The 22,304-nt window shown below is 42.0% G+C and carries 21 protein-coding genes and 2 tRNA genes; 15 read left to right on the forward strand and 8 right to left on the reverse strand.

From position 1 onward, the window contains the following. Nucleotides 1–48 precede the first annotated feature (48 nt). Together CU053_RS04230 and CU053_RS04235 are read left to right on the forward strand one after the other, a co-directional pair. Nucleotides 49–495 (forward strand): hypothetical protein, encoded by a 447-nt coding sequence (locus CU053_RS04230; RefSeq protein ID WP_100550894.1) that lies wholly within the window; start codon nt 49–51, stop codon nt 493–495. Beyond that, nucleotides 485–1,153 (forward strand): HAD family hydrolase, encoded by a 669-nt coding sequence (locus CU053_RS04235; RefSeq protein ID WP_158106997.1) that lies wholly within the window; start codon nt 485–487, stop codon nt 1,151–1,153. Before CU053_RS04230 ends, CU053_RS04235 begins: the two co-directional genes overlap by 11 nt. 50 nt (nt 1,154–1,203) lie before the next feature. On the opposite strand, the gene CU053_RS04240 is transcribed toward CU053_RS04235, so the two are convergent. Continuing rightward, a complete protein-coding gene (locus tag CU053_RS04240) occupies nt 1,204–1,491 on the reverse strand; it encodes a helix-turn-helix domain-containing protein (protein ID WP_100550896.1) in 288 nt (95 codons plus the stop codon). Between the two features lie 216 nt (nt 1,492–1,707). On the opposite strand from CU053_RS04240, the gene CU053_RS04245 reads away from it, so the two are divergent. Beyond that, nucleotides 1,708–2,130, forward strand: coding sequence for a hypothetical protein (locus CU053_RS04245; protein ID WP_100550897.1), 423 nt, complete (start codon nt 1,708–1,710; stop codon nt 2,128–2,130). Between the two features lie 41 nt (nt 2,131–2,171). On the opposite strand, the gene rph is transcribed toward CU053_RS04245, so the two are convergent. From rph to CU053_RS04260, 3 genes are all read right to left on the reverse strand, one after another. Then, nucleotides 2,172–2,891, reverse strand: a complete 720-nt coding sequence (gene rph / locus CU053_RS04250) for a ribonuclease PH (protein WP_100550898.1) — start codon at nt 2,889–2,891, stop codon at nt 2,172–2,174. A 115-nt stretch (nt 2,892–3,006) separates the two neighbouring features. Beyond that, on the reverse strand, nt 3,007–4,020 hold the full coding sequence (locus CU053_RS04255; protein ID WP_100550899.1) for a virulence RhuM family protein: 1,014 nt from the start codon (nt 4,018–4,020) through the stop codon (nt 3,007–3,009). A gap of 368 nt (nt 4,021–4,388) precedes the next feature. After that, complete coding sequence (locus CU053_RS04260; protein WP_100550900.1) at nt 4,389–5,075, reverse strand: 5'-methylthioadenosine/adenosylhomocysteine nucleosidase; 687 nt, start codon at nt 5,073–5,075, stop codon at nt 4,389–4,391. Nucleotides 5,076–5,250: 175 nt separating this feature from the next. Between CU053_RS04260 and CU053_RS04265 the strand changes: the two genes are divergently transcribed. Both CU053_RS04265 and priA read left to right on the forward strand, forming a co-directional pair. Then, the gene (locus CU053_RS04265; protein WP_100550901.1) at nt 5,251–6,504 is read left to right on the forward strand and encodes an MFS transporter; all 1,254 of its coding nucleotides are present in this window, start codon (nt 5,251–5,253) and stop codon (nt 6,502–6,504) included. Between the two features lie 9 nt (nt 6,505–6,513). After that, nucleotides 6,514–8,694 (forward strand): replication restart helicase PriA, encoded by a 2,181-nt coding sequence (priA, locus tag CU053_RS04270; protein WP_100550902.1) that lies wholly within the window; start codon nt 6,514–6,516, stop codon nt 8,692–8,694. Between the two features lie 17 nt (nt 8,695–8,711). Here the strand turns inward: priA and CU053_RS04275 are convergent, their stop codons facing one another. Further along, nucleotides 8,712–8,990, reverse strand: a complete 279-nt coding sequence (locus CU053_RS04275) for a hypothetical protein (RefSeq protein ID WP_158106998.1) — start codon at nt 8,988–8,990, stop codon at nt 8,712–8,714. A 104-nt stretch (nt 8,991–9,094) separates the two neighbouring features. Continuing rightward, nucleotides 9,095–11,326 carry a heavy metal translocating P-type ATPase gene (locus CU053_RS04280; protein ID WP_100550903.1) on the reverse strand — a complete coding sequence of 744 codons (2,232 nt, stop codon included), beginning with the start codon at nt 11,324–11,326 and terminating at the stop codon, nt 9,095–9,097. Between the two features lie 142 nt (nt 11,327–11,468). Here CU053_RS04280 and CU053_RS04285 point away from each other — a divergent pair. Next, nucleotides 11,469–11,544, forward strand: a tRNA-Thr gene (locus CU053_RS04285). A 7-nt stretch (nt 11,545–11,551) separates the two neighbouring features. Next, a tRNA-Asp gene (locus CU053_RS04290) sits at nt 11,552–11,628 on the forward strand. A 48-nt stretch (nt 11,629–11,676) separates the two neighbouring features. On the opposite strand, the gene rlmH is transcribed toward CU053_RS04290, so the two are convergent. Together rlmH and yaaA are read right to left on the reverse strand one after the other, a co-directional pair. Further along, nucleotides 11,677–12,147 (reverse strand): 23S rRNA (pseudouridine(1915)-N(3))-methyltransferase RlmH, encoded by a 471-nt coding sequence (rlmH, locus tag CU053_RS04295; protein ID WP_100550904.1) that lies wholly within the window; start codon nt 12,145–12,147, stop codon nt 11,677–11,679. Beyond that, complete coding sequence (gene yaaA, locus CU053_RS04300) at nt 12,144–12,917, reverse strand: peroxide stress protein YaaA (protein ID WP_100550905.1); 774 nt, start codon at nt 12,915–12,917, stop codon at nt 12,144–12,146. Before yaaA ends, rlmH begins: the two co-directional genes overlap by 4 nt. A 465-nt stretch (nt 12,918–13,382) precedes the next feature. On the opposite strand from yaaA, the gene CU053_RS04305 reads away from it, so the two are divergent. The 8 genes from CU053_RS04305 (at nt 13,383) to argH (ending at nt 22,296) form a co-directional block, all read left to right on the forward strand. After that, nucleotides 13,383–14,210, forward strand: coding sequence for a TIM44-like domain-containing protein (locus CU053_RS04305; protein WP_100550906.1), 828 nt, complete (start codon nt 13,383–13,385; stop codon nt 14,208–14,210). 171 nt (nt 14,211–14,381) lie between these two features. Continuing rightward, nucleotides 14,382–14,744, forward strand: coding sequence for a hypothetical protein (locus tag CU053_RS04310; RefSeq protein WP_158106999.1), 363 nt, complete (start codon nt 14,382–14,384; stop codon nt 14,742–14,744). 88 nt (nt 14,745–14,832) lie between these two features. Next, on the forward strand, nt 14,833–16,695 hold the full coding sequence (gene argG, locus CU053_RS04315; protein ID WP_100550908.1) for an argininosuccinate synthase: 1,863 nt from the start codon (nt 14,833–14,835) through the stop codon (nt 16,693–16,695). A 159-nt stretch (nt 16,696–16,854) separates the two neighbouring features. Continuing rightward, a complete protein-coding gene (gene argC / locus CU053_RS04320) occupies nt 16,855–17,838 on the forward strand; it encodes an N-acetyl-gamma-glutamyl-phosphate reductase (protein ID WP_100550909.1) in 984 nt (327 codons plus the stop codon). A 120-nt stretch (nt 17,839–17,958) separates the two neighbouring features. After that, the gene (locus CU053_RS04325) at nt 17,959–18,972 is read left to right on the forward strand and encodes a Rossmann-fold NAD(P)-binding domain-containing protein (RefSeq protein ID WP_100550910.1); all 1,014 of its coding nucleotides are present in this window, start codon (nt 17,959–17,961) and stop codon (nt 18,970–18,972) included. Next, nucleotides 18,959–19,777 (forward strand): acetylglutamate kinase, encoded by an 819-nt coding sequence (argB, locus tag CU053_RS04330; RefSeq protein WP_158107000.1) that lies wholly within the window; start codon nt 18,959–18,961, stop codon nt 19,775–19,777. The genes CU053_RS04325 and argB overlap by 14 nt, the downstream gene beginning before the upstream one ends. Then, nucleotides 19,778–20,893 (forward strand): M20/M25/M40 family metallo-hydrolase, encoded by a 1,116-nt coding sequence (locus CU053_RS04335; RefSeq protein WP_100550912.1) that lies wholly within the window; start codon nt 19,778–19,780, stop codon nt 20,891–20,893. It begins immediately after the preceding gene. Continuing rightward, nucleotides 20,881–22,296 carry an argininosuccinate lyase gene (gene argH / locus CU053_RS04340; RefSeq protein WP_100550913.1) on the forward strand — a complete coding sequence of 472 codons (1,416 nt, stop codon included), beginning with the start codon at nt 20,881–20,883 and terminating at the stop codon, nt 22,294–22,296. Before CU053_RS04335 ends, argH begins: the two co-directional genes overlap by 13 nt. The last annotated feature ends 8 nt before the right edge of the window (nt 22,297–22,304 follow it).

Consider the following 22,304-nt stretch of genomic DNA (forward strand, 5'->3'; position numbering starts at 1 on the left):
TTGGATTATACTTCAACTCACCCCATAACAAAAGCCAAGTGCATCAAAATGATCCGCAGGTATAACACTTCAGTTAGCGCGCTTTTAAACAGTAAAAAGCCCTCACTTTTACGCACAATCAGAGAGCAGCATGAAGCAGCGACAACGACTCAGCAAAAGCTCTTAAACTTTAAGATCCCCTATTTTAATCATACTAAAGTGTGCTTTTTTAATGGGACTAAACTCGTTTTAAAAACAGAAATCCCTGAGCTTATTGCTAAGTTTCGTGAGTTAAAAAAAGACCTTGTTGCGCTTCTTAACACCAGTGAATATTTTACTAATCTGCGCACACTTGAGCTTATTCTCGTCTTTGAACCAAAAGTCAAAACAACTGAAAATACGCAACATTTCCCCGAGCAAGCACATCTTGCCTTTAAAAACCTGGCAAACACACTCGAAGATGATCCGATCAAAGAGGCTATTCATAACCTACTGCAAAAGCATAATGAAAACTGACTACCGTTACTTATTTTTTGATCTAGATGGCACACTTATTAACAGCCTCAGCGACATCACTTACGCGCTTAATAGAATGCGTGAGCATTTCGATCTCCCACCCATCAGTGATAGCATTACTGCACGCATTATTGGTAAAGGCTTGCCGACCACTACCCAGAAGGTTTTAGCACTTGACTTGCCAGATGATAAGGTCAGGCTTTATGCCAAAGATGCTTTACGACTTACCCTGGATAACTATGAGTCTGTTATGGGGCGCCATACCCACATTTACCCGGGCGTGATCAATGCACTTCAATACTTTAGGAAGCAGGGAATTTCCATGGCCATTGTTACAAACAAAGAGCAGAACCACGCGCTTAAAACACTAAATCACCTTGATTTAGCCAGATATTTTGATTGTATTGTCGGCGGCGATACCACTGAGTTCTACAAGCCACATCCTGCGCCATTAGCCTATGCGCTTAAACAACTAAACGCCCACCTTCAGCAAAGCCTTATGATTGGAGACTCTGCTAATGATGCTTACTGTGCACAAGCACTCAACATGCCTTATGTCCTTATTAGCCATGGTTATGCAAACGGGGTTGATCTGCACTCACTGGGAGCATTACAGGTCATTGAAGATTTTAACGAGTTAAAACTTTTTCTTGGCTGAAATAAAAAAGGCTACCCGAGGTAGCCTTAAATCACAGCTCATCGCCAGTGTTACAACATTCCATAATGAAATAATTTCTTACGGAACGTACCACGGTTAAGACCCAGAATTTTTGCTGCACGACTTTGATTTCCTCCCGTGTATTCCATTGTCGCTTCAATCAAAGGCAACTCGACTTCAGCCATCACAAGCTCATACACATTCTGTGGTTTAGAACCTTGAGAAACCATATTTTTGTAATAAGTTGCAATGACCTCTTTGATGTGATCACGTAACGGTAAATCTTGTTGATGCACATCCGATTTATGTGCATTACCATAATGTATAGTCGCAGACATAATACTTTCCTCTTTTATCATTTTCGTTATTGAATTATAAAACGCACAGAACAAAAATTTCCCCATCAAATCATGTTCTGAGCACTGTTTTTATTGATCTTGTCAATCAGCTGTGTATTATAAGGACAGCTAAATTTAAAAGCAAGCGCAATACTTGCTCAATAATTTAATAGACCACCTTCAGTATTGTTAATAACCAATAAAAGAACCACATTCATGACAGACATACCCATCAGAAAAACACTTTCTCTGAAAAGGAAAAAAAGCGCTGCGACCAACCCGTTGGAATCGCAAACAAAAGCCGAGCAACAAACGCTAGCGCAAAACACCCGTTCCGAGCATGGATTGCAAAAGCCAAAATGGAATTATCAAGAGCAGGAAGTCAGTTTCAGCACGCTGCAAGATAGTAAGCATCGAACTACCGATCATGTGAGTCTGCTAGCTAACCATGACAAGGTGCTTGCTGGCTTACAGCAAAAACGTGAAGCTTTTCTGAAGAAAATTGAAGTGCTCGAGCAGCGCTTGGTCTTCATCTCAAGTGAGCCACTAAAAATCGCCTGCAATGAGCTAAAGAAGCAGGATACGGAGATTCTGTGCCAGATCAATAACTACCTTATCAACAGGTTAGAGCGTAAATAAAGAATGGGTTCAAAAGATGTTTTAGGGCGTATGTAGTGCACCTAAAACTTAAAATTCCGCGTATGGTTGAAAATCTCCTTGATGCCCGTTTTTCCTAAGGCAAGCATGGCGTGAAAATCATTCTCTGAGAAAGGTTTACCTTCAGCAGTACCCTGAATTTCAACAATACCCCCCGTATGTGTCATTACAATATTCATATCCGTGTCTGCATCAGAATCCTCCGCATAATCCAGATCAAGCACTGCCACTTCTTTGTATATCCCGACAGAGACCGCAGCAACATGAGCCTGAATTGGCTTTGCATTGCCATCAATAAGCCCATTTTGTTGCATGTAGCTCACCGCATCTTCAATCGCAAGGCTAGCTCCTGTAATGGCTGCTGTTCTTGTCCCTCCATCGGCTTGCAACACGTCACAATCCACTTTGATCGTAACACCTGGAAACTGAGACAAATCGACCGCAGCCCTTAACGCACGACCGATCAGTCGCTGTATTTCTTGCGTTCTGCCTGACTGCTTACCTCTTGCAGCTTCTCTATCCATGCGTGAATGCGTTGAACGCGGCAGCATACCGTATTCTGCCGTCAACCATCCTTGTTTAGCATCTTTTAAAAACTTTGGCACTTCTTTTAATACCGATGCCGTGCAAAGCACCTTGGTATCGCCAAAAGCCACTAACACAGAACCTTCTGCATGTTTGGTGAAGTTATGAATAATCGTCAATTGACGCATTTCATCGACTTTTCTCTGGCTTGGACGCATATTATTTCCTTTTCTTGGCTATTCGGCTTAACTAGTCGGTTTTATCACATATGATTTTTGCATTCGGCATATTCATCACTAAAGTCCCACGATTTTTTCTCATAATGCTTTGTACTCATTTTTTGGCTTTTACCTTTGGTAATTGATCAATGACTTTATCAAAATCACTTAACAGCTGATCGTCATGCTTTATCTGCTTAGCATGAAATGTATCATAAGCTTGCTCTGCTAACTGCTTTGCCATTTGATGGGATATTTTCCCTGCATGCGTTAATATTTCACGATCGTTTAAGCCTAAAAAGCCATCTAGTTTTTTAATCCAATCCCGCATAGTCATCGGAATTCGTCGCATCGCTTGACCCTCTGCAAATACAAGATATTGCTCCACCAAATTGTTTAACGCGGATAATTCTTCTTCATTCAGATAATTTTTAGCTATCGTCACATCTTGTTTGCGCGGCTTGTCACCTCTGAAATTAGTCAATCCCATATTAGGTAAAGCGGGATTGGCTCGATCTTTGATAATTTCAGCAGCTGTCTTGCCTGTAATAGCCCAGTGAAATTTGTTCTGAACGGTTTTAAAAAAGGTGATACTCGTTTCAAGTGTTGGATCATAATCAACACTGGTAGCGTATATATCCGTTATTTTTTGATAAAACCGCTTTTCGGATGTGCGAATATCTTGGATACGCCTTAGCAACTCATCAAAATAATCAAAAGGCTGATCAGGATTTTTTAAACGCTCATCATCTAACACAAAGCCCTTAATAATATATTCTTTTAACTGCTTAGTTGCCCACTGGCGAAAACGCGTTGCAACATGCGACCTAACCCGATAACCGACCGAGATAATTATGTCCAAGTTATAATAATCAACGGCTCTACTTACCTGTCTCTCACCCTCAAATTGAACTGTTCGGAATTTCCGAACAGTTGAAATTTGGTCAAGCTCACCTTCTTGATAGATATGTTTAATATGTTCGCTAATAGTTGATTTTGCAACCTGAAATAACTCCGCCATGCTTTTTTGAGTGAGCCAAACGGTTTCATCTTGCAATTGTACTTCTATTTTGGTTTTACCTGCCTCAGTCTGATAGATAATAAATTGAGATTGATTTTCAATCGACATCACATACACTCCCTTACGTCAACTTTGCCTGTGACTACCGCGGTGATTAAGGCCACGCGTTTTTCTTTCAGTAGTTTAATCGCCTGTTCTGCCTCGCCATTTTAGCGGTTAATCTAAACTGTGCCATTGAAGCCTCCTTAAAAAAACGCAAAAGCCGCTAAAGTGTGCGTGAATCAGAGGCATAGCGGCTATATTGCCCCTGAGTGTATTCGTAAGGATCCGAAAATGCAAGCACCTCATGAGTGCACCTCACCCAAAAGTTCTAATATTTCTTTGGTAACTGCATCTAACTTCTGCGTCAATTTCTACTAACGCCCGTGGTGGTTTATATTCATAAAAGTGGCGACTAAGTCGAACTCACGTGTGTTTTAAAGCTCTTCAACCAGAGCCAAAATAAGGTCTGCTGATCTTTTTGCCGCCATATCAACAAACCTGGGGAAATCATTCACGGCTTGACCATCAGCGGTATCAGAGATAGCGCGCAAAATCAGGCAAGGTACATTAAGCTCATGGCACGCTAAATTAACACTACCGCCTTCCATTTCAATCGCGTGCGCATCAAACTGTTCCATAATTGCCCGTTTGGTCTGTGCGCTATGAATGAACTGATCACCTGTCGCGATAATCCCCTCTTTGAGTGGAAGATCCATTTTTATAGCCACGACTTTAAGCTTTGACTTCAGAAGCTGACAAGTTTCAGTAAAAATCTTACTCCCCGGAACCTCCCCTTTCAACCGTCCAAACGCTGTAATATCAATATCATGCTGCACCGTTTGCGTGGCAACAACTAAATCACCAACACAAATGTTATCTGAAACACCTCCAGCCACACCTGAAAAAAATAATGCTTTCACCCCAAAGTGCTCAATCATTACCATTGCAGTGAGCGTTGAAAACACCTTACCAATTTTACTACAGGCAACCACTAAATCGTGCCCTTTATATGAGGCCAGATAATACTTATTATTGGCGTACTCCTTTATTTCATAGGGTTTGATAACCTCAAGAATTGGCGCAATTTCCCTCTCCATCGCGCCCAAAATTGCAATTTTCATTGTTATTTACCATCATACATCTATCCGTAGTAATGGCGCACACTATACGTAAAACAATCCAAGTTGACTATAACCAAACTAAAACTTTCAATATAATCAAGCAAATATCACTAGCCTGCAAAAAACAGGATTGGTAGACTGAGTAACGCCATTCACAACGAAGCTATTAATGAAGATGTTAAATAAAAACCAACGTAAAACACTTCTACTGTCAAGCCTTGGCGGCATGCTTGAGTTTTATGATTTTATTATCTATGCCCTGCTTGCCAGCTATATCTCAGCGCTTTTTTTCCCAGCATACTCGGCGATTAATTCACTTTTAATTGCCTTTAGCGCCTATGCAGTTGGCTACCTTGTCCGCCCCTTTGGTGGCATTATTTTCGGACATTTTGGCGATAAACATGGTCGTAAAAAGACTTTTACGATTTCAATTCTAATCATGGCAATCTCAACTTTCTTAATCGGGGTTTTACCTACTTTCCAATCTGTTGGGATGTTAGCCCCCATTTTGCTGGTTATTTGCCGCGTTGCGCAAGGCTTCTCGGTGGGCGGTGAAATCCCAGGAGCCATCACTTATGTCAGTGAATCAGCTCCCAAACGCAAGGGTTTTATGACAGGTGTCGTTTTCTGTTTTTTGACAGCAGGGGTTGCTGTTGGATTTATTGTTGAGGCAGTGCTATTACAGTTTTTCAGTCACGAACAGATGCTGGCTTATGCCTGGCGCATCCCATTCATTCTAGGCGGCATATTTGGCTTTATCGCTTACTACTTACGCAAACAATTGATGGAAATAGAGGACTTCAAACCCTTCATGCAAAACGAATTTTCATTACCGCTGACAAAGGTTTTATTAACCCATCGCTGGAATCTCGTCTATGCGACAATTGTTGTTTCATTTGGCGCTCTGTGTTTTGTGACCCTGTTTTTGCTGTTGCCTGCTTATTTTGGCACTATTTTACAACTCCAATTGAAAAACTTTGTGTGGATTAACAGCCTGGGAGTCATTCTTCTTTCAGTCTTCTGCATTATCGTCGGTTTTCTTGCCGATAAAATCAGTCGATCAATCATTCTTATTGTTAGCGTCATCGTGGCGATTTTTGGAAGCTTTATCATCTATCATATCTATGTTGATCACCAGAATATTTATTTTATCGCTCTTGTTTTAAGTGCCATACTAGGGGCGCTTTGCTGGGGAAGTATTCCTGCGATTTTAATTGACCTGTTTCAACAAGATGTGCGTTATAGCGGCATTGGTTTTGCCTACAATTTGGGATTTGCGGTTTTTGGTGGATTAACACCAGTGATTGTCATCGGCACCATTAAAGCAACCGCCAATCCAATGGCCCCTGCCTATGTGCTTGGTATTGGGGCTATCATAATCTTAACAGCCATTTTTCTAAATCGCATTATCACATATAAAAACCGCTAAGTATCGTCAATGACTATTGTACGGGTATTGGTTCTAGGACCTTTTGAAGAAGGCTTAGACTATTTATATCCATTTGCTAACCTGCCTACGCCATTTACTCGTGTCCTTGTACCACTTGGTAAACGCACGGTCATTGGCATGATTAGCGAAATTAATCCAACCACCCAGCTATCACGCGATGAATTAAAGCCTGTTACTAAACTGCTTGACGATAATAAATCCCTGTTGTCAGATCGAAGTATTGCAATGATTAAATGGCTCGCTAAATACTATCAATGCACACTCTACCAGGCGCTTAAATTATCCCTTCCCAAACTCTATCTACAAAAAGAGCATCCTGAAATTTCACATCAGATAAGCTATCAGCTAAATAACGTCACGGTTATCCCTCCCCAAAATGCACACAAACAACTTAAGGCAATCGCACTGCTAAAAGAGCATCAAACGCTCACTCATGAAGCCTTTCTGGCACAAGAGATCAATCAGGCAACACTTAAAGCATTGCTTCAAAAAAACATTATCCGCAAAAAAGACCAACCTGTTGCAGCATCTAATTCCTGCTCAGTGAAATGCACACCACGTACATTAACGCCCAATCAACAGGCAGTTGTTGCTCGCATCCACCAAAACCTTAATAGCTTCAAAACCTTTTTACTCTTTGGAATCACAGGCAGCGGCAAAACAGAAGTTTATATTGAAGCCATAAAGCCCATTATCCAAGGTGGTCTGCAGGTGTTAATACTGGTGCCTGAAATTAATCTCACCCCTCAAACGCTAACGCGCTTTCAGCAAAGCTTTAACAACCCTGTTGCTGCTATTCACTCACAACTGAGTGACCAAGCGCGCTTTGATTTATTTGTAAAAGTGCAAAGCGGAGAGATCAAGATCCTCATTACCACACGCTCGGGTCTTTTGTTTGACACCCCTAACCTGGGGATGATTATCGTTGATGAAGAACATGATGGCTCGTACAAGCAGCAAAACATCCCCACCTACCACGCTCGCGATATCGCGATCGTTAAAGCACAACAGCATAATGTGCCCATTATTCTTGGCAGTGGCACACCATCGATCGAAAGCTATTATCATGCTATGAATGGCAAATATGAGTTATTAATCCTAAAAAATCGCGCACTTAATCAACTGAGCAACCAGGTACATATCATTAATCTGCAAAGGCAACAAACTCAGGCAGGCTTAAGCCCAACGCTTATCGATAAAATCAGACAGACACTTGCCAAACATGAGCAGGTGTTATTATTTATTAATCGTCGTGGCTTTGCTCATAGTCTAATCTGCCAGGATTGTGGCTGGTGCGCCAACTGCAATCAATGCGAGAAGCCCTATACATTGCATCAAAAACCACAACATCTCGCGTGTCATTTTTGTGGTAAGGCGCGTAATATTATTCTGCAATGCCCCAACTGCCAATCACATAATCTTACTGATCTTGGACATGGCACCGAAAAGCTTGAAGATGAACTTAATCTTATCTTTCCTTCTGCTAAGACTGCCCGATTGGATCGTAGCTCAACGCAAAAAAAGGGCTCACTTGAAACCGCACTTAATGATATACAATCACGACAAGTAGACATTGTCGTTGGCACACAAATGATTGCCAAGGGGCATGACTTTCAGAATGTAAGCCTTGTTGGAATCATCAATGCTGATGCGGGATTTTATAGTCAGGATTTTCATTCAATTGAAAAAACAGCGCAACTGATCATTCAGGTGGCAGGCAGAACAGGGCGAGGTAACAAAGCAGGAGACGTTTACCTGCAAACCTATCAGCCAGATAACCCGCTTTTGCACTTAATTCTTCAATCAAGTTATGGGCACTTTCTAGCACAAACACTTGAAACACGTAAGCTTTTAAACTACCCACCCTACACCTGTCAGGCCTATATCTATGCTCAAGCCAGCAAAACAAGCACATGTACTCACAGCCTGCAAAAAATTTATCAAACACTTATTCACTGCAATGCACAGCAACAGTTACACTGTCAGGTTTCTTCGGTGCTTCCTGCTATTAACATCAAGCAAGCAGGGCATTACCGCTTTATGATTATGCTGACTGCCACCACACGCAAAGCATTACAGCAACTACTAAAGATGATTTCTGCAGCGACAGCCGAAGCGCGCAAAAAAGCGAAAATCACGATTGATATTGATCCGATTGAGATCAAATAGCTATCATGTTCTTTCGATTATGACAGGGTATCGAAAGGATACTCAGGATGCCCTCGTTTTTTCGGTGCCAAATAAGCGCCTAAAGACAGTGTCGTTTTTGGGATCTGGATATTTCTGGATAGGCATGGCAGAATCTTTGATTCATGCCTGTTGAGGAGGAAGTCCATATAAGTCAGATGCAAAAGGCTATTTGAGAGCTTTACTTTAACAGCCAGAACCAATAAACAATCAATAAAATAAGGATTACTCCCAATCCATTTACTATCCAAAAAATCATATGCTGCTCCTATGTTCATTTAAAAAATCGACTTAAACAAATTTTTCGCCGAGACAAATAGTCACGGTCATTCCCGCGAAGGCGGGAATCCAGCCAGGGGCGGAAAATATTTCGCCCCTGGCTTCAAGTAGGGTGACGGTGGGCAGAAAGATGGTCAGAGCCAAAAAATCTCAACCGATTTGCATTAATAATGACCGTTAATGAGGATGCCGCCATCACCGCCCCTGCAATAATCGGGTTTAACAGCATCCCAGTTAATGGGAATAATGCCCCTGCTGCAATCGGAATCCCTAAACCATTATAAATAAACGCACCCCACAAATTTTGTTTAATATTCCTCATAGTTGCTTGAGAAACCGCAATAGCATCAACCACTCCAGTCAACGAACTTCTCATGAGCGTGATATCTGCACTTTCTAGCGCGATATCCGTCCCATTACCAATTGCAAAGCCAACGTCTGCCTGCGTCAATGCAGGGGCGTCGTTGATGCCATCACCCACCATCGCAACAGGTTGATTTTGCTGCTGCAATGAAGCGATATAACTGGCTTTATCCTGTGGCATTACTTCTGCCATCACATTTTTGATGCCTAACTGACTGGCAATAGCCCACGCCGTACGCTTATTATCACCTGTTACCATAGTGATCTTTATATTCAAATCCTCAAGCTTTTTAATTGCAGCCAAGGCGTCTTCGTTGATGGGATCGGCAACTGCGACAATACCCATGAGCTTTGATTCTAGCGCTACAAACATGACGGTTTGACCTTGCTGAGACATTTGATTGAAAGTATCCATAAATGCACTCACCTCAACTTGGCAGTTTTCCATCATCCTGACATTTCCAATCGCAACATTTTTATCCTCTATTTTAGCGCTAACCCCCAACCCTGTATGGCTATAAAAATGGCTGACTGGTAGTAAACTCAGTGACTTGTCTTTCGCTTTTTTAACGATTGCTTCTGCCAGCGGGTGCTCTGAATGCGCTTCAATACTTACCATAATCTGCAATAAATAATCTTCCGACACACCCTCAACACACTCAATCGCGATGACTTCAGACTCACCCTTCGTGATCGTCCCTGTTTTATCAAGTACAACATGGTTTAATTGACTTGATTTTTGCAAGGCTTCACCATTACGAATCAAGACCCCCATTTGTGCAGCTTTCCCCATGCCCACAATAACTGAAATTGGCGTTGCCAACCCCAGTGCACAGGGACAAGCAATAACCAAAACAGTGATGCTCGTTACCACTGCAAAACCGGCAGAAAAGCCGAGGTTAAACCAAATAAGCGCCGTAATCACAGCACAGATCATAACAGCAGGGACAAAGTAGCTTGAAACAACATCGGCAAGTTTGGCAATAGAGGGTTTTGTGCTTTGCGCATTTTTCACTAAAGTCACGATTTGCGCAAGCAGAGTATCTTTGGTTGCCTTAGTTACCTTATAGGTAAAGCTCCCATTTTTATTTATCGTTCCTGCATAGACTTCATCATCAATGTTTTTAGATACTGCAATACCTTCCCCTGTTAGCATCGATTCATCAACATGCGATTTCCCTACCACAACAATCCCATCTAATGCAATTTTTTCACCAGGTCGGACTCTCAGCAAATCTCCAGGCTTTATGTAATTAATTGCTACCTCTTGCACCTTGGCATCCTTTAGCACCACGTGTGCCGTTTGCGGTTGCAACCCAATTAAATGCTGGATTGCCAGGGAGGTCCTTCCTCTTGCTTTTACTTCCAAAAAAGCACCTAAATTAACCAAAGCAATGATCAATAATGAGGCTTCGAGGTAGACGTGTCGCGCATTCTCTGGCATCCAGTAAGGAAAGAAAATAACCATCGCAGAGTAGCCCCAGGCGGCTAAAGTTCCAAGGCTGATTAAGGTATCCATGGTCGCATGGTGCTGCAAAAGCGCTTTATAGGCCGCATAATACATGTGCTGAGCAGCATAGAACAGGATGAACAACGTCAAACCTGTCATGCAAAGCCAAAACAGATTTACGGCATCAGACGTTATCATAGCCGCTTGAGCAGACATCCCATAGACCATAATAAACAGCCCAAGTACCGTTGGAATGATAATCTTCAAGAGTTGAGCCATATCTGTTTTGTGAAGAATATCAGCTGTCACTTCTTCACGACTAGAACTCACCTGATAACCAATTTTAGCCAAAGCAGTGATGACTTCATCAGCATCGACACTGCCAAGCACCAGGAGTGTACGCTCTGCAAAGTTTACCCGAACATTGTCGATCAGGGACAATTGCGCCAGCGTTTTTTCAATTTTACTGACACAGCTCATACAAGAAACATTGTGTAATTTAAATTCTTGTGATGCTTTCATCCTCTCCCTCCTTGTTTGCTTTGCCTTCTAACCCATATAAATTCTGCATGATAGAACAGCTGCTGATCAAGGCAGATATTTCATATTTTTTGAAACTTTGCAGTTGACATCCAACCTGAATTCTATAGAATGCCTTCCTGTTGCCGACATGGCTCAACTGGTAGAGCAGCCGACTTGTAATCGGCAGGTTCCGGGTTCAAGTCCTGGTGTCGGCACCATCTACGCGGAGTGGTAGTTCAGTTGGTTAGAATACCTGCCTGTCACGCAGGGGGTCGCGGGTTCGAGTCCCGTCCATTCCGCCATGTATCTTTAGATAGCCTCCCAATGCAAGCCCTTAATTTAGTCCTCTGTTATTTATGATAAGGATGACCCTGCAAGATCGTCCACGCGCGGTAGATCTGTTCCGCAAAAATAATGCGTACAATTGGATGTGGAAACGTCATTTTTGACAGCGATATTTTTTCACGGGCGATGCGTTTAATTGACTCATCAATGCCATCAGGTCCACCAATCACGATGGCAACATTCGGGGTATTCTGCTGCCAGTTTTTCATTCTGGTCGCAAGCTCTTTGGTACTGATAGGCTGAGACTGAACATCTAACACCACCAGATGGTCTTGATCATTAAGCTTTGATAGAACCGTTTTGGCTTCCTGGGCTAACCAGCCATCGATAGATCCCGTCTTTGTGGGCTTTGCAATAGGCAACTCTACTAATTGCAATTGTATTGATGAGCCCGTTAAACGTTTTTGATATTCATCAAAGCCTTCCTGCACCCAATTTGGCATTTTTTCGCCCAAAGCGAGTAACTTAATCTTCACGGTTTGATACGAGTAAAGCACAAGGACTCTGTGCGTGAAAACTCTGGATTGAGCATATAACCGTCATAGTGAAAGTCTTTAAGTGCATCGATAGTATCAGCTTTATGATCCAGGATATAACGCGCCATCCTTCCACGCGCACGTTTGGCAAAAAGCGCTATCGTTTGGTATTTACCTTTGTGATATTCTTTAAAATCAATCTCAAGCCATGTTGCCTTAACAGCTTTTTTATTAATCGCCTTGCTATATTCGTCTGATGCCAAATTGACAATTGCCTTGTGTCCATCTCTCACGATGATTTCATTGAGTTTATGCGTTAGTGTTTCGCGCCAAAAGTCATACAACAACGTGTCATCAATCTTAAATTTTATGCCCATTTCCAAACGATATGCCTGAATCAAATCCAATGGTCGAATAAGACCATAGAGACCTGATAGCATTAATAAGTGGCATTGCGCGTATTCAATCTGATCCTGGTTTAGACTCAATGCCTCAAGTCCGCGATAAACATCACCGCTAAAAGCAAACAGTGCTTGCTTGGCATTGTCTTTTGTATAGTGCTCCACATCAAAGTTAAGATACATTTCAAAAACCCCTTCTGCAAGCTTCGGTGAAATTTTCATTAAGGATTCAAACTCATCTGGGCTATAGTGTTTAAGCTTAACGACAAGCTCAGCAGTCTTGGCTTTAAACATCAGATCAGTCGTCACTTCAACGGGGGTGTTTTTACTAAAATCCTGACTTTTTGCAGGAGAAATAAGGCTTAGCATAATTACTTCTCATCACGAAATTTTCGCTATTGTAACCAGATTTACGCGCTTTTTCGATGCCTATTACACAACCCTTTCTTCTCCATCATTTAAGGGGAACTAAACTGGGGCACTAAAAAATCATAAGCACGTCTGAGCTTAATTAAACTCTTCACAAAATTTGGGGTTGACCATCTTTCTGCCCACAAGGGCGTATTCAATACGCCCCTACGATTGTTGGCTTAGACAAAGTATCCGCCCAAAACAAGCAAGCTACCATCAAAAACCTTGATGAAATCAAAGGTTATGATGGTGCTTTTTCACAAAGTGGGTGGAAAGATGGTCACCGCCCGATTGTTCAAATGAAAAATGGGCTGAAATTCTGTCGAAGCCCAAAATTTAATGTGAGATCACGCTGGTGTGTACAGCAGGTTTTAGCTATGCTCATCCAGGATTCTACAAATATAACCAGGGGATATGGATTACATGTTTAAGAAAATTACTGTTATTTTTTCGTTTCTGTTATTGGCGATGTCAGGCTTTCAATTAGCTGAAGCCAAACGCTTTGGCGGGGGATCAAGCCATGGTTACAGTCGCTCTGCCCCAGCACAGACACACAACACCGCGGCAGGCAGTGCAGCGCAAAAGCAAGGTGGCATGGGCATGTTTGGCAAGGTTCTAACTGCGCTTGGGCTTGGAGCGTTATTTGCCTGGCTGTTTAGCGCTCAAGGCATGACTGGAGTTTTAATCGTTGTGGCTTTAATTGCATTATTGATGTTCTTTATGCGTAGAAAAGCCATGCAACAAAATTCAGTTGCTAACACGCAACATAATGCGGCATACAAACAGCCATCCCCTTTGCATTCAGCGACCAACGCGTTTACCAGTCATCAAGTAAAGGAAGGCTCCACTCATGAGGAAGGGCAGGTTAGCAGTGCCATTAAAAATGGTCAGCTTCCTGACAGCACTCCTGAAACCGTATTTAACCATCAAGCGCTTAACCTATTCAATCAACTGCAATCACTGAACAATAAAGCAGGTCTTGAAAAAATCAAAAGCTACATCACTGAAGACCTATATCATAGTGTCATCAGCGATATTGAGCAGAATGATGAGCTGGCGCAATTCAAAGACGTTAGCTGTAAAGTGGTTGATTGCGATCGCCAGGGCACTCAATGGATTGCCAGTGTCATGTTTGTCGGGCAGGTGCAAGAAGACAGCAATAGCGTATGGCAAAATTTTGAAGAAATCTGGCACTTTACGCGCAAAGATGGTGAACACCTGTGGCAAGTCGCTGGTGTTCAACAGTTTTGATTTTACATATAGTGCGTTCTAACACAGCAATACAGGCATTTGCACTTAAATTTTACTGATTGATTTACTTTGAGCATCAGTTTACCGATGTCAGATTAAGTAAAAATGGAAACGACAACAATTGAGCTAAAGCCCTCTAAAGCGAAAATAATTGTAGTATCGCTACTTTTTATGATTTCATTTTTTATCGTTTTTTATTTATTGCATGCGTGGTTTTTCTATTTAGGGCTATTGTTCTGCCTGTTTGCCGCAATGGGTAGCCTCATGAGTTATTACAGCAAACAGAAAATTAATTGTATTCATGTGATTGAAACTGCGTACGCACGAGAAATAAATATTCTCTATGCTAAAACATGGCTTAATAATATATTCATTGAGCGTTATATGCTGGTTGCGGGCGTTATTTACATGAAGTTAAGGGTAGCCCAGCATAAACCGATAAGGCTTTGGCTATTTAGGGATAATTTTACAAGCCTGGAAGCTCGCTACCAGCTCATTAAGGTGTTAATGTTGGCAAAAGATAGATTAAAATAAATGATCTCTAAATTATAAAAATGAATTTTTATAATCATTCACTCTCTGCTATCGTCTGTTTTCCGTTTTGAAGAATCGAAGTCCTGGAATGAAGTTATCAAATATTGAAATTGTTATTGCTAATAGCACACACTGCCGTTTTGCCGAAGCGATTTCCAGACAAATTGAAGAGAGCGCCAAACAAAGAAAGACAGGTATTGCAAAGCGTAGTGTAAGCTATCTGCAGGGCAAACTACGCACGCAACATGCGGTCATTGCGATTGATCAGCTGTTAAATACGGTGGCTGGTTTTTGCTACATAGAATCCTGGCAAGATAAGCGTTATGTCTCCAATTCAGGACTCATTGTTTTTCCCGCCTATCGAAATCTGGGCTTATCAAAGATGATAAAAAACAAGGCATTTGAACTTGCGAGAACCTATTACCCAGAGGCTAAGATTTTTGGTTTAACCACCAATCCGCAAGTGATGCACATCAACTATGAATTAGGCTATGAGCCTGTAGCATTCACGGGACTGACTACCGATAAGACATTTTGGCAGGGGTGCAAGAGTTGCGTTAATTTCCCTATTTTACAATCAAAAGAATATCAAAACTGTCTGTGTACGGCGATGCTGTATGATCCTGTGAGAAAACAAGCACAAAGAGAGCAGCAAAAGGAGCAGAAAATGAAAGTAATCGTCGCTTTTAGTGGAGGATTGGATACGAGTTTTTGTGTCAAATATTTGCAACACGAACATGGGCTTGAAGTGCATACTGTCACCGTCAATACGGGTGGTTTTAGTACGATTGAGCTGACAGAAATTGAGAAGAAAGCGTATCAACTGGGGGCTAAAACACATCAATGTATTGATGCAACTAAAGATTTTTATCAGCAATGTGTGAAGTTTTTGATTTTTGCGAATGCGCTAAAAAATAACTGCTATCCCCTGTCGGTGAGTGCTGAGCGCACCTTTCAAGCCATGACAATCGCTAAAGCCGCTAATAGCATGGGCATCAGTAAAATCGCACATGGATGTACGGGAGCGGGGAACGATCAGGTGCGCTTTGATCTTATGTTTCATATTTTGTGTCCTCATATTGAAATTATTACCCCTATCAGAGATTTAAAACTCTCGCGCAGCAAAACTCAGGATTATTTGATTAAGCATGGAATTGCCTGCTCACAAAGCACAAAAAATTATTCAATCAATAAAGGCTTATGGGGAACTTCTGTGGGTGGTGTTGAAACCTTGACTTCTCATTTATATTTAACGGATGAGGCATGGCCAACGGGGCTAAGTAAAAGCACAAATGAAGCAGAAATGCTGAAAATTACTTTTATAAATGGTGAGCCGATTGCCTTAAATGATGAGTTATCCAATTCCATCCAAGTCATTCAAAAACTTAATAGCATTGCCAGCCAATACGGTATTGGACGTGACATTCACATCGGCGATACCATTATTAATATCAAAGGACGTGTAGGCTTTGAAGCTGCGGCTCCATTGATATTGATTAAGGCGCATCACCTGTTGGAAAAACATGTACTGACTAAGGCGCAGCTTAAAATTAAAACCCTGCTTACCGACACCTATGCCGAGATGGTGCATGAGGGTCAGTTTTTGGATCCTGCAGTACGAGATGTTGAAGCACTATTATTGTCATCACAAGCAAAAGTAACAGGAGATGTTTTCGTACTGCTTAAGCCATACCACTTTGTGCTGTTAGGCGTGCAATCTGAGCATGATTTAATGCAGGCGCAAAGTGCCAAATATGGAGAGGAAAACACAAGCTTTAGCGGTAATGATGTCAAAGGCTTCACTAAGGTGATGAGTAATCAGTTAGCCACCTATTACCAGCTACAAAACAACCTCAAAGTGACCAAGTCACTGGAGTTGCGTACTTTTACTGATTTTGACGACTACCCCGTCCGCTTCGCGTCCACCCCTTCGCTAACGAAGGGGAATTAATGGAGAAGCTTTCCAAAAATTCCCCTTCACTGGTGAAGGGGTGCCGAGCCTGCCTGACCACTCCAGAGCGGTCAGGTCTGCGAGGCGGGGTAGTGCAGCAAAAGTGCGTAACTCCAGTAAGTCAGATGTGGCAAATGCAATGATAACAGGATAGTGGTTATGGAAGAGAAGCGTATTACAACAGAGCGTAAAATCAAAGTAGGAGTCATGGGTGGGGCTGGGTATACGGCTGGTGAGCTTTTACGCATCTTAATGCTCCATCCAAAAGTCGAGGTTGTGTTCATTCATAGTGAATCAAAACAAGGTGAACTCATTGCTGCAACTCATCATGACTATTATTTTATTGATGATAAACGCCGATTTGATGGAGAAATTCATCAAAATGTTGACGTGGTTTTTTTATGTGTTGGTCACCATCAAGCGAAAGCAACACTCATCAAGCATGTCTTCAACCCAAAGACAAAGATAATCGATCTAAGCCAGGATCATCGTGATACAAAACAAAATCCGACATTCATGTATGGTCTGGCAGATGTTGAAAAAAAACGCATAGCCTCAGCGCAGAACATTGCCAATCCTGGTTGTTTTGCTACGGCAATCACACTGGCACTTGTGCCTTTTTCTGCCCATTTTGAAGGTGATATTCACATCAATGCGATTACTGGCTCAACGGGGGCAGGGGTCATGCCAAGGGACACCTCACATTTTAGCTGGCGTTCAAACAATATTTCGGTTTATAAGGCATTTAGTCATCAGCATTTGGTAGAGATAAAGCAAGCGCTGAAGCTTCCTGACACAAGCCAGCTTCTTTTTATTCCAATGCGTGGGAATTTCAGTCGCGGCGTTTTTGCCTCTGTTTATTTTAAATCGTCATTAACTGAGCAAGGCGCCAAACTGTTATTGCAACAATTTTACGAGGACAGCCTTTTTGTCAAAGTACTTGAGCATGAACCCGATTTGAAAATGGTCGTGAACACCAATGCCTGTATGTTGTCGATTAAAAAGCATGGGGATTATTTGCATATTGTCAGTGTTATTGACAATTTAATTAAAGGCGCTTCAGGACAGGCTGTACAGAATATGAATCTGATGTTTGGGTTACCTGAAGCGTTGGGGCTAAGGTTCAAAGCAAGCGTATTTTAGGTTTTGCCAGAATTTTCACCAATTTTGATTGGCATAAATGTAGGGGCGTATTGCATACGCCCTTGTGATCAGCAATAAGGTCAATGCCAAACAATTCATTCAAAAAAACAGGAGCAAAACATGCAACAGTATTTAAGTATTAAAGATATCGACAATATCCAGGAGGCGATTCAATCGTGCATTGAAATCAAGAAAAGCCCTCATGAGAGATCGAGTTTGGGAAAAAATAAAACACTGGGTATTATTTTTTTAAATCCAAGCTTACGCACCAAAATTTCAACCGTTAAAGCCGCACAGAATATCGGTTTAAATGTTTTGCCGATCGATGTCAACAGCGGTTGGGCGCTTGAATTTGAAGAGGGTGTGGTGATGGATGGGGATAAGCCTGAACATATTAAAGAAGCTGCTCAAGTGATCGCCAGTTATTGCGATATGGTTGCTATTCGTTCCTTTGCAAAACTCCAAGATAGAGAGAAAGATTATCAAGAGCAAATATTTAATGCTTTTAAGAAATACACTGATTGTCCGATAGTTAATTTAGAGTCGGCATTGCGTCACCCCTTGCAAAGCCTTGCTGATATTTTGACGATTGAAGAGTACAGGAAACGTAAAAAAATAAACAGACCCAAGGTCGTATTAAGCTGGGCGCCACATGTTAATCCTTTGCCGCATGCGGTAGCAAACTCCTTTGCCGAAGCTATGCAGCTTATGGACTACGATTTTGTGATCACGCACCCTGAAGGTTATGAACTGGATGTTGAGTTTACGGGAGGTGCGCAAATTTGCTATGACCAAGACGAAGCGCTGAAAGATGCAGATTTTATTTATGTAAAAAATTGGTCAAGCACCAAAGAGTACGGCAAAGTGACTAACAAAGACCAAAACTGGATGATCAGTGAAGCCAAACTTAACCATGCTAAGAATGCCAAGGTGATGCACTGCTTACCAGTAAGACGCAACGTGGTGATTGCTGATGATGTGCTTGATTCTCCGCGATCTATCGTGATTGAACAAGCGGAAAACAGGCTTTACGCTGCGCAATATGTGCTATCTGAAATGGTGTCAGCGTTCAAGTATAAAGATCAAGCGGTGATAGCGACTACTGACGAGGTTTATGCAGATGGCATTAAGTAAAACGGCTAACGTGATTAAACTGGGAGGACGCGTCATGGATGATCAGTTGGAATTAAACGCATTATTAAAAGCGATTTCGCTTTGGCAACATCCGTGCATTATTATCCATGGCGGGGGTGAGCAAGTCAGTAAACTCAGCAAAGACTTAGGACTTAAACCACAATTTATCGATGGGCGGCGCGTCACGGATAAAGCTTCTTTAGAACTTGTGATCATGATCCTTGCAGGTCTTATTAATAAAACACTGGTTGCCAAGCTTCAAGCTAATGGCGCTAATGCTTTTGGTTTAAGTGGTGTTGATGCAAATCTGTTGTTAAGCGAGAAACGCGGCATTGAAAAACACGATTTTGGCTTTGTCGGTGACATGAAGTGGGTCAATGTGAGTGTATTAATAAATATGTTAGACAGTGGTTTATTGCCCGTACTAGCACCCATCACACATAATGGCAGTGGGCAGCTGTTAAATACTAATGCCGATACGGTGGCGTATGAGGTTGCAAAGAGTATGGCAAATGTGTGCGATTACCAGGTTAGTTTGTATTACTGCATGGATTTGCCTGGAGTGTGTGAGAGCGTAGAAAATCCGCAATCATTGATTGAAGAGCTTGATCTAAGAGGCTATCAGGATTTGCGCACGCAGGGCAAAATTCATCAGGGGATGCTGGTAAAGCTTGAAAATTGCTTTAGTGCGATAGAGTCTGGGGTCAATAAAGTCGTGATCAGTAATGCACAAAATATAGCAAAAGCGTTGGTGAATGAACCACATAAGGCAACCACGATACAATTAAAAGAGGCAGTGAATTAAATGGAAACTGAAGTTTTAGCCCTGGAAGCATTGCGCGCGCAGATAGCCGAAAAACAGCAGCAAGCGTTAAATTTATTAACGTCTTTAATAGGAATTCCATCGATTTCAACCGAAGAAGAAAAAAGTGCGCTGTTTATTCAGGCGTGGTTAGCAAAGCATAAGATTCCATCCACGCTTATTGGCAATAATGTCTGTGCTAAAAATAAGTATTTTGATCAAGAGAAACCTTCGATTTTATTGTTATCTCATCACGATACCGTGCCACCTGCTAAGAGTTACACGCGTGACCCCTATCATGCCGAAATGATCGAGGGCAAATTATACGGTTTAGGCGCTAACGACGCAGGGGGAGCATTGGTAAGCCTAATCACGGCATTTACCCACTTTTACAACATGCAAAACTTACCCTTTAATCTCTTGTTGTGTGCAGCTGCGGAAGAGGAAATTTCTGGCAAAAATGGCGCCGAGCTTGCTTTGCCTTTTTTTGGTGAAATCGACTTTGCCATCGTCGGTGAGCCCACGAGTATGGAGCTTGCTGTCAGTGAAAAGGGACTCATGGTGTGCGATTGTGTGGCGCATGGCAAAACAGGGCACGCCGCACGCAATGAGGGAGATAATGCGATATTAAAAGCCGTTAGCGACATTAACTGGATCACAGGTTATCAGTTTGAAAAAACCTCGCCAACCTTGGGTGTGGTGAAGATGAGCGTGACGGTGATAGAGGCGGGAGTAAAACACAATGTCGTGCCAGAGAAATGCCATTTTGTTGTCGATGTGAGAACGACAGACGCCTACGGCAATGAAGAAATATTGGCGATCATGCGTCAATATATGTGCGCGGAAATCACGCCAAGATCAATGAGAATTAGACCCACGGCAACCCCACTTGATCATCCACTGATGCAAGCGCTTTTGGCTAAAAATATCAAATCTTACGGTTCACCAACCACGTCAGATCAAGCGATACTGAATTGCCCAAGCGTTAAATTTTCACCTGGGGATTCAAAGCGCTCACACAGTGCCGATGAGTTTATTTATGTTGCACAAATTAACGAAGGCGTGCAGTTTTTTATTGAATTTTTTCATGAACTAAAGGATCAACCATGGCGGAAGTAAATGAGAATATACAGCACAGGCAAAAATTATGGGGAGGGCGTTTTACGGAAGAAAATAACCCTTTGTTTGTGCGCTTTAATGAGTCATTAAGCGTTGATTATCGACTGCTGCCCCATGATATAAAAGCCACCAAGGCATTTACACAAGCTTTGAGTGAGATAGCCGTTTTGTCAGAGAAAGAGTTGCATAAGCTGCATCAGGCACTGGATGAAATCGAGAAAGAAACTCGTGAAAATCCATCATTAATCCAACAAGCAATCTATGATGGCGTTGAGGATGTCCATACTTTTGTTGAGCAAAGCTTAGTGGATAAGATAGGAGAGCTTGCCTACAAGGCAAATACAGGGCGCTCACGCAATGAACAGGTTTCATGCGCCACAAGATTATGGGTGCTTGAGCACATTGATATATTGCTCCATTTAACCAAAGCCTTACAAAATGCGTTGGTTGAACAGGCACAAGAAAACATTGATGTGGTTGTCATGGGTTATACCCATTTACAGCAAGCACAACCGATTACCTGGGGGCATTATTTTTTATCGTTTTATGAGATGTTTAAGCGTGATTGCGCACGCCTTTTAGATGTGAAAAAGCGCGTAAATATTTCACCACTAGGCATGGGGGCGATTGCAGGTAATTCATGGAATCTTGATCGCAAGAAAATGGCTGAAAACCTTGGATTTGCTGATATTGTGCAAAACAGCTTAGATGCGGTAAGTGATCGCGATTATATTATTGAGCTTTTAGCGAATATTAGCTTGATTGGCGTACATTTAAGCCGCTTCGCAGAAGATATGATTATCTATTCAAGTAGTGAATTTAACCTGGTTGAAATGAGTGATTTGGTGGCGACGGGTTCATCGTTGATGCCGCAAAAGAAAAACCCGGATGCGATGGAGCTCATACGCGGTAAAGCAGGACGCTTAAACGGATATCTCATTGCACTTTTAACAACAGTTAAAGGATTGCCATCGGGCTATAACAAGGATTTACAAGAGGACAAAGAAGCCTTATTTTTGGCGGTTGACAGTGTAAGCAACATGATTAAGGTGACAACGATCACCGTTCAAAGCTTAACTATTAAGCGTAATAAAAACTATGATCATAGCTTGTGTGTGGCAACTGAACTTGCGGATTATCTTGCCAGAAAGGGGATTCCCTTTAGAAAAGCACACCATATCGTCGGACAGCTTACAGCTTACGCTTTGGCTTGTAGCAAGTCATTAAGCCAGTTGAGTCTTGGCGAATTTCGACAGTTTTCAGCTGAGATTAAAGAGGATGTTTATCCAATATTAACGATTGACTCAGCCATTAACAGCAAAACAGCCATTGGCGGCACAGCAGTTGCAAATGTTGCGCTAGCCATAGCAGAAATTAACAGGGATATTGAAAACGGGATGTAACGCAAGTT

Source organism: Caedibacter taeniospiralis (genome assembly GCF_002803295.2).
GTDB classification, from domain to species: Bacteria; Pseudomonadota; Gammaproteobacteria; order Francisellales; family Francisellaceae; genus Caedibacter; species Caedibacter taeniospiralis.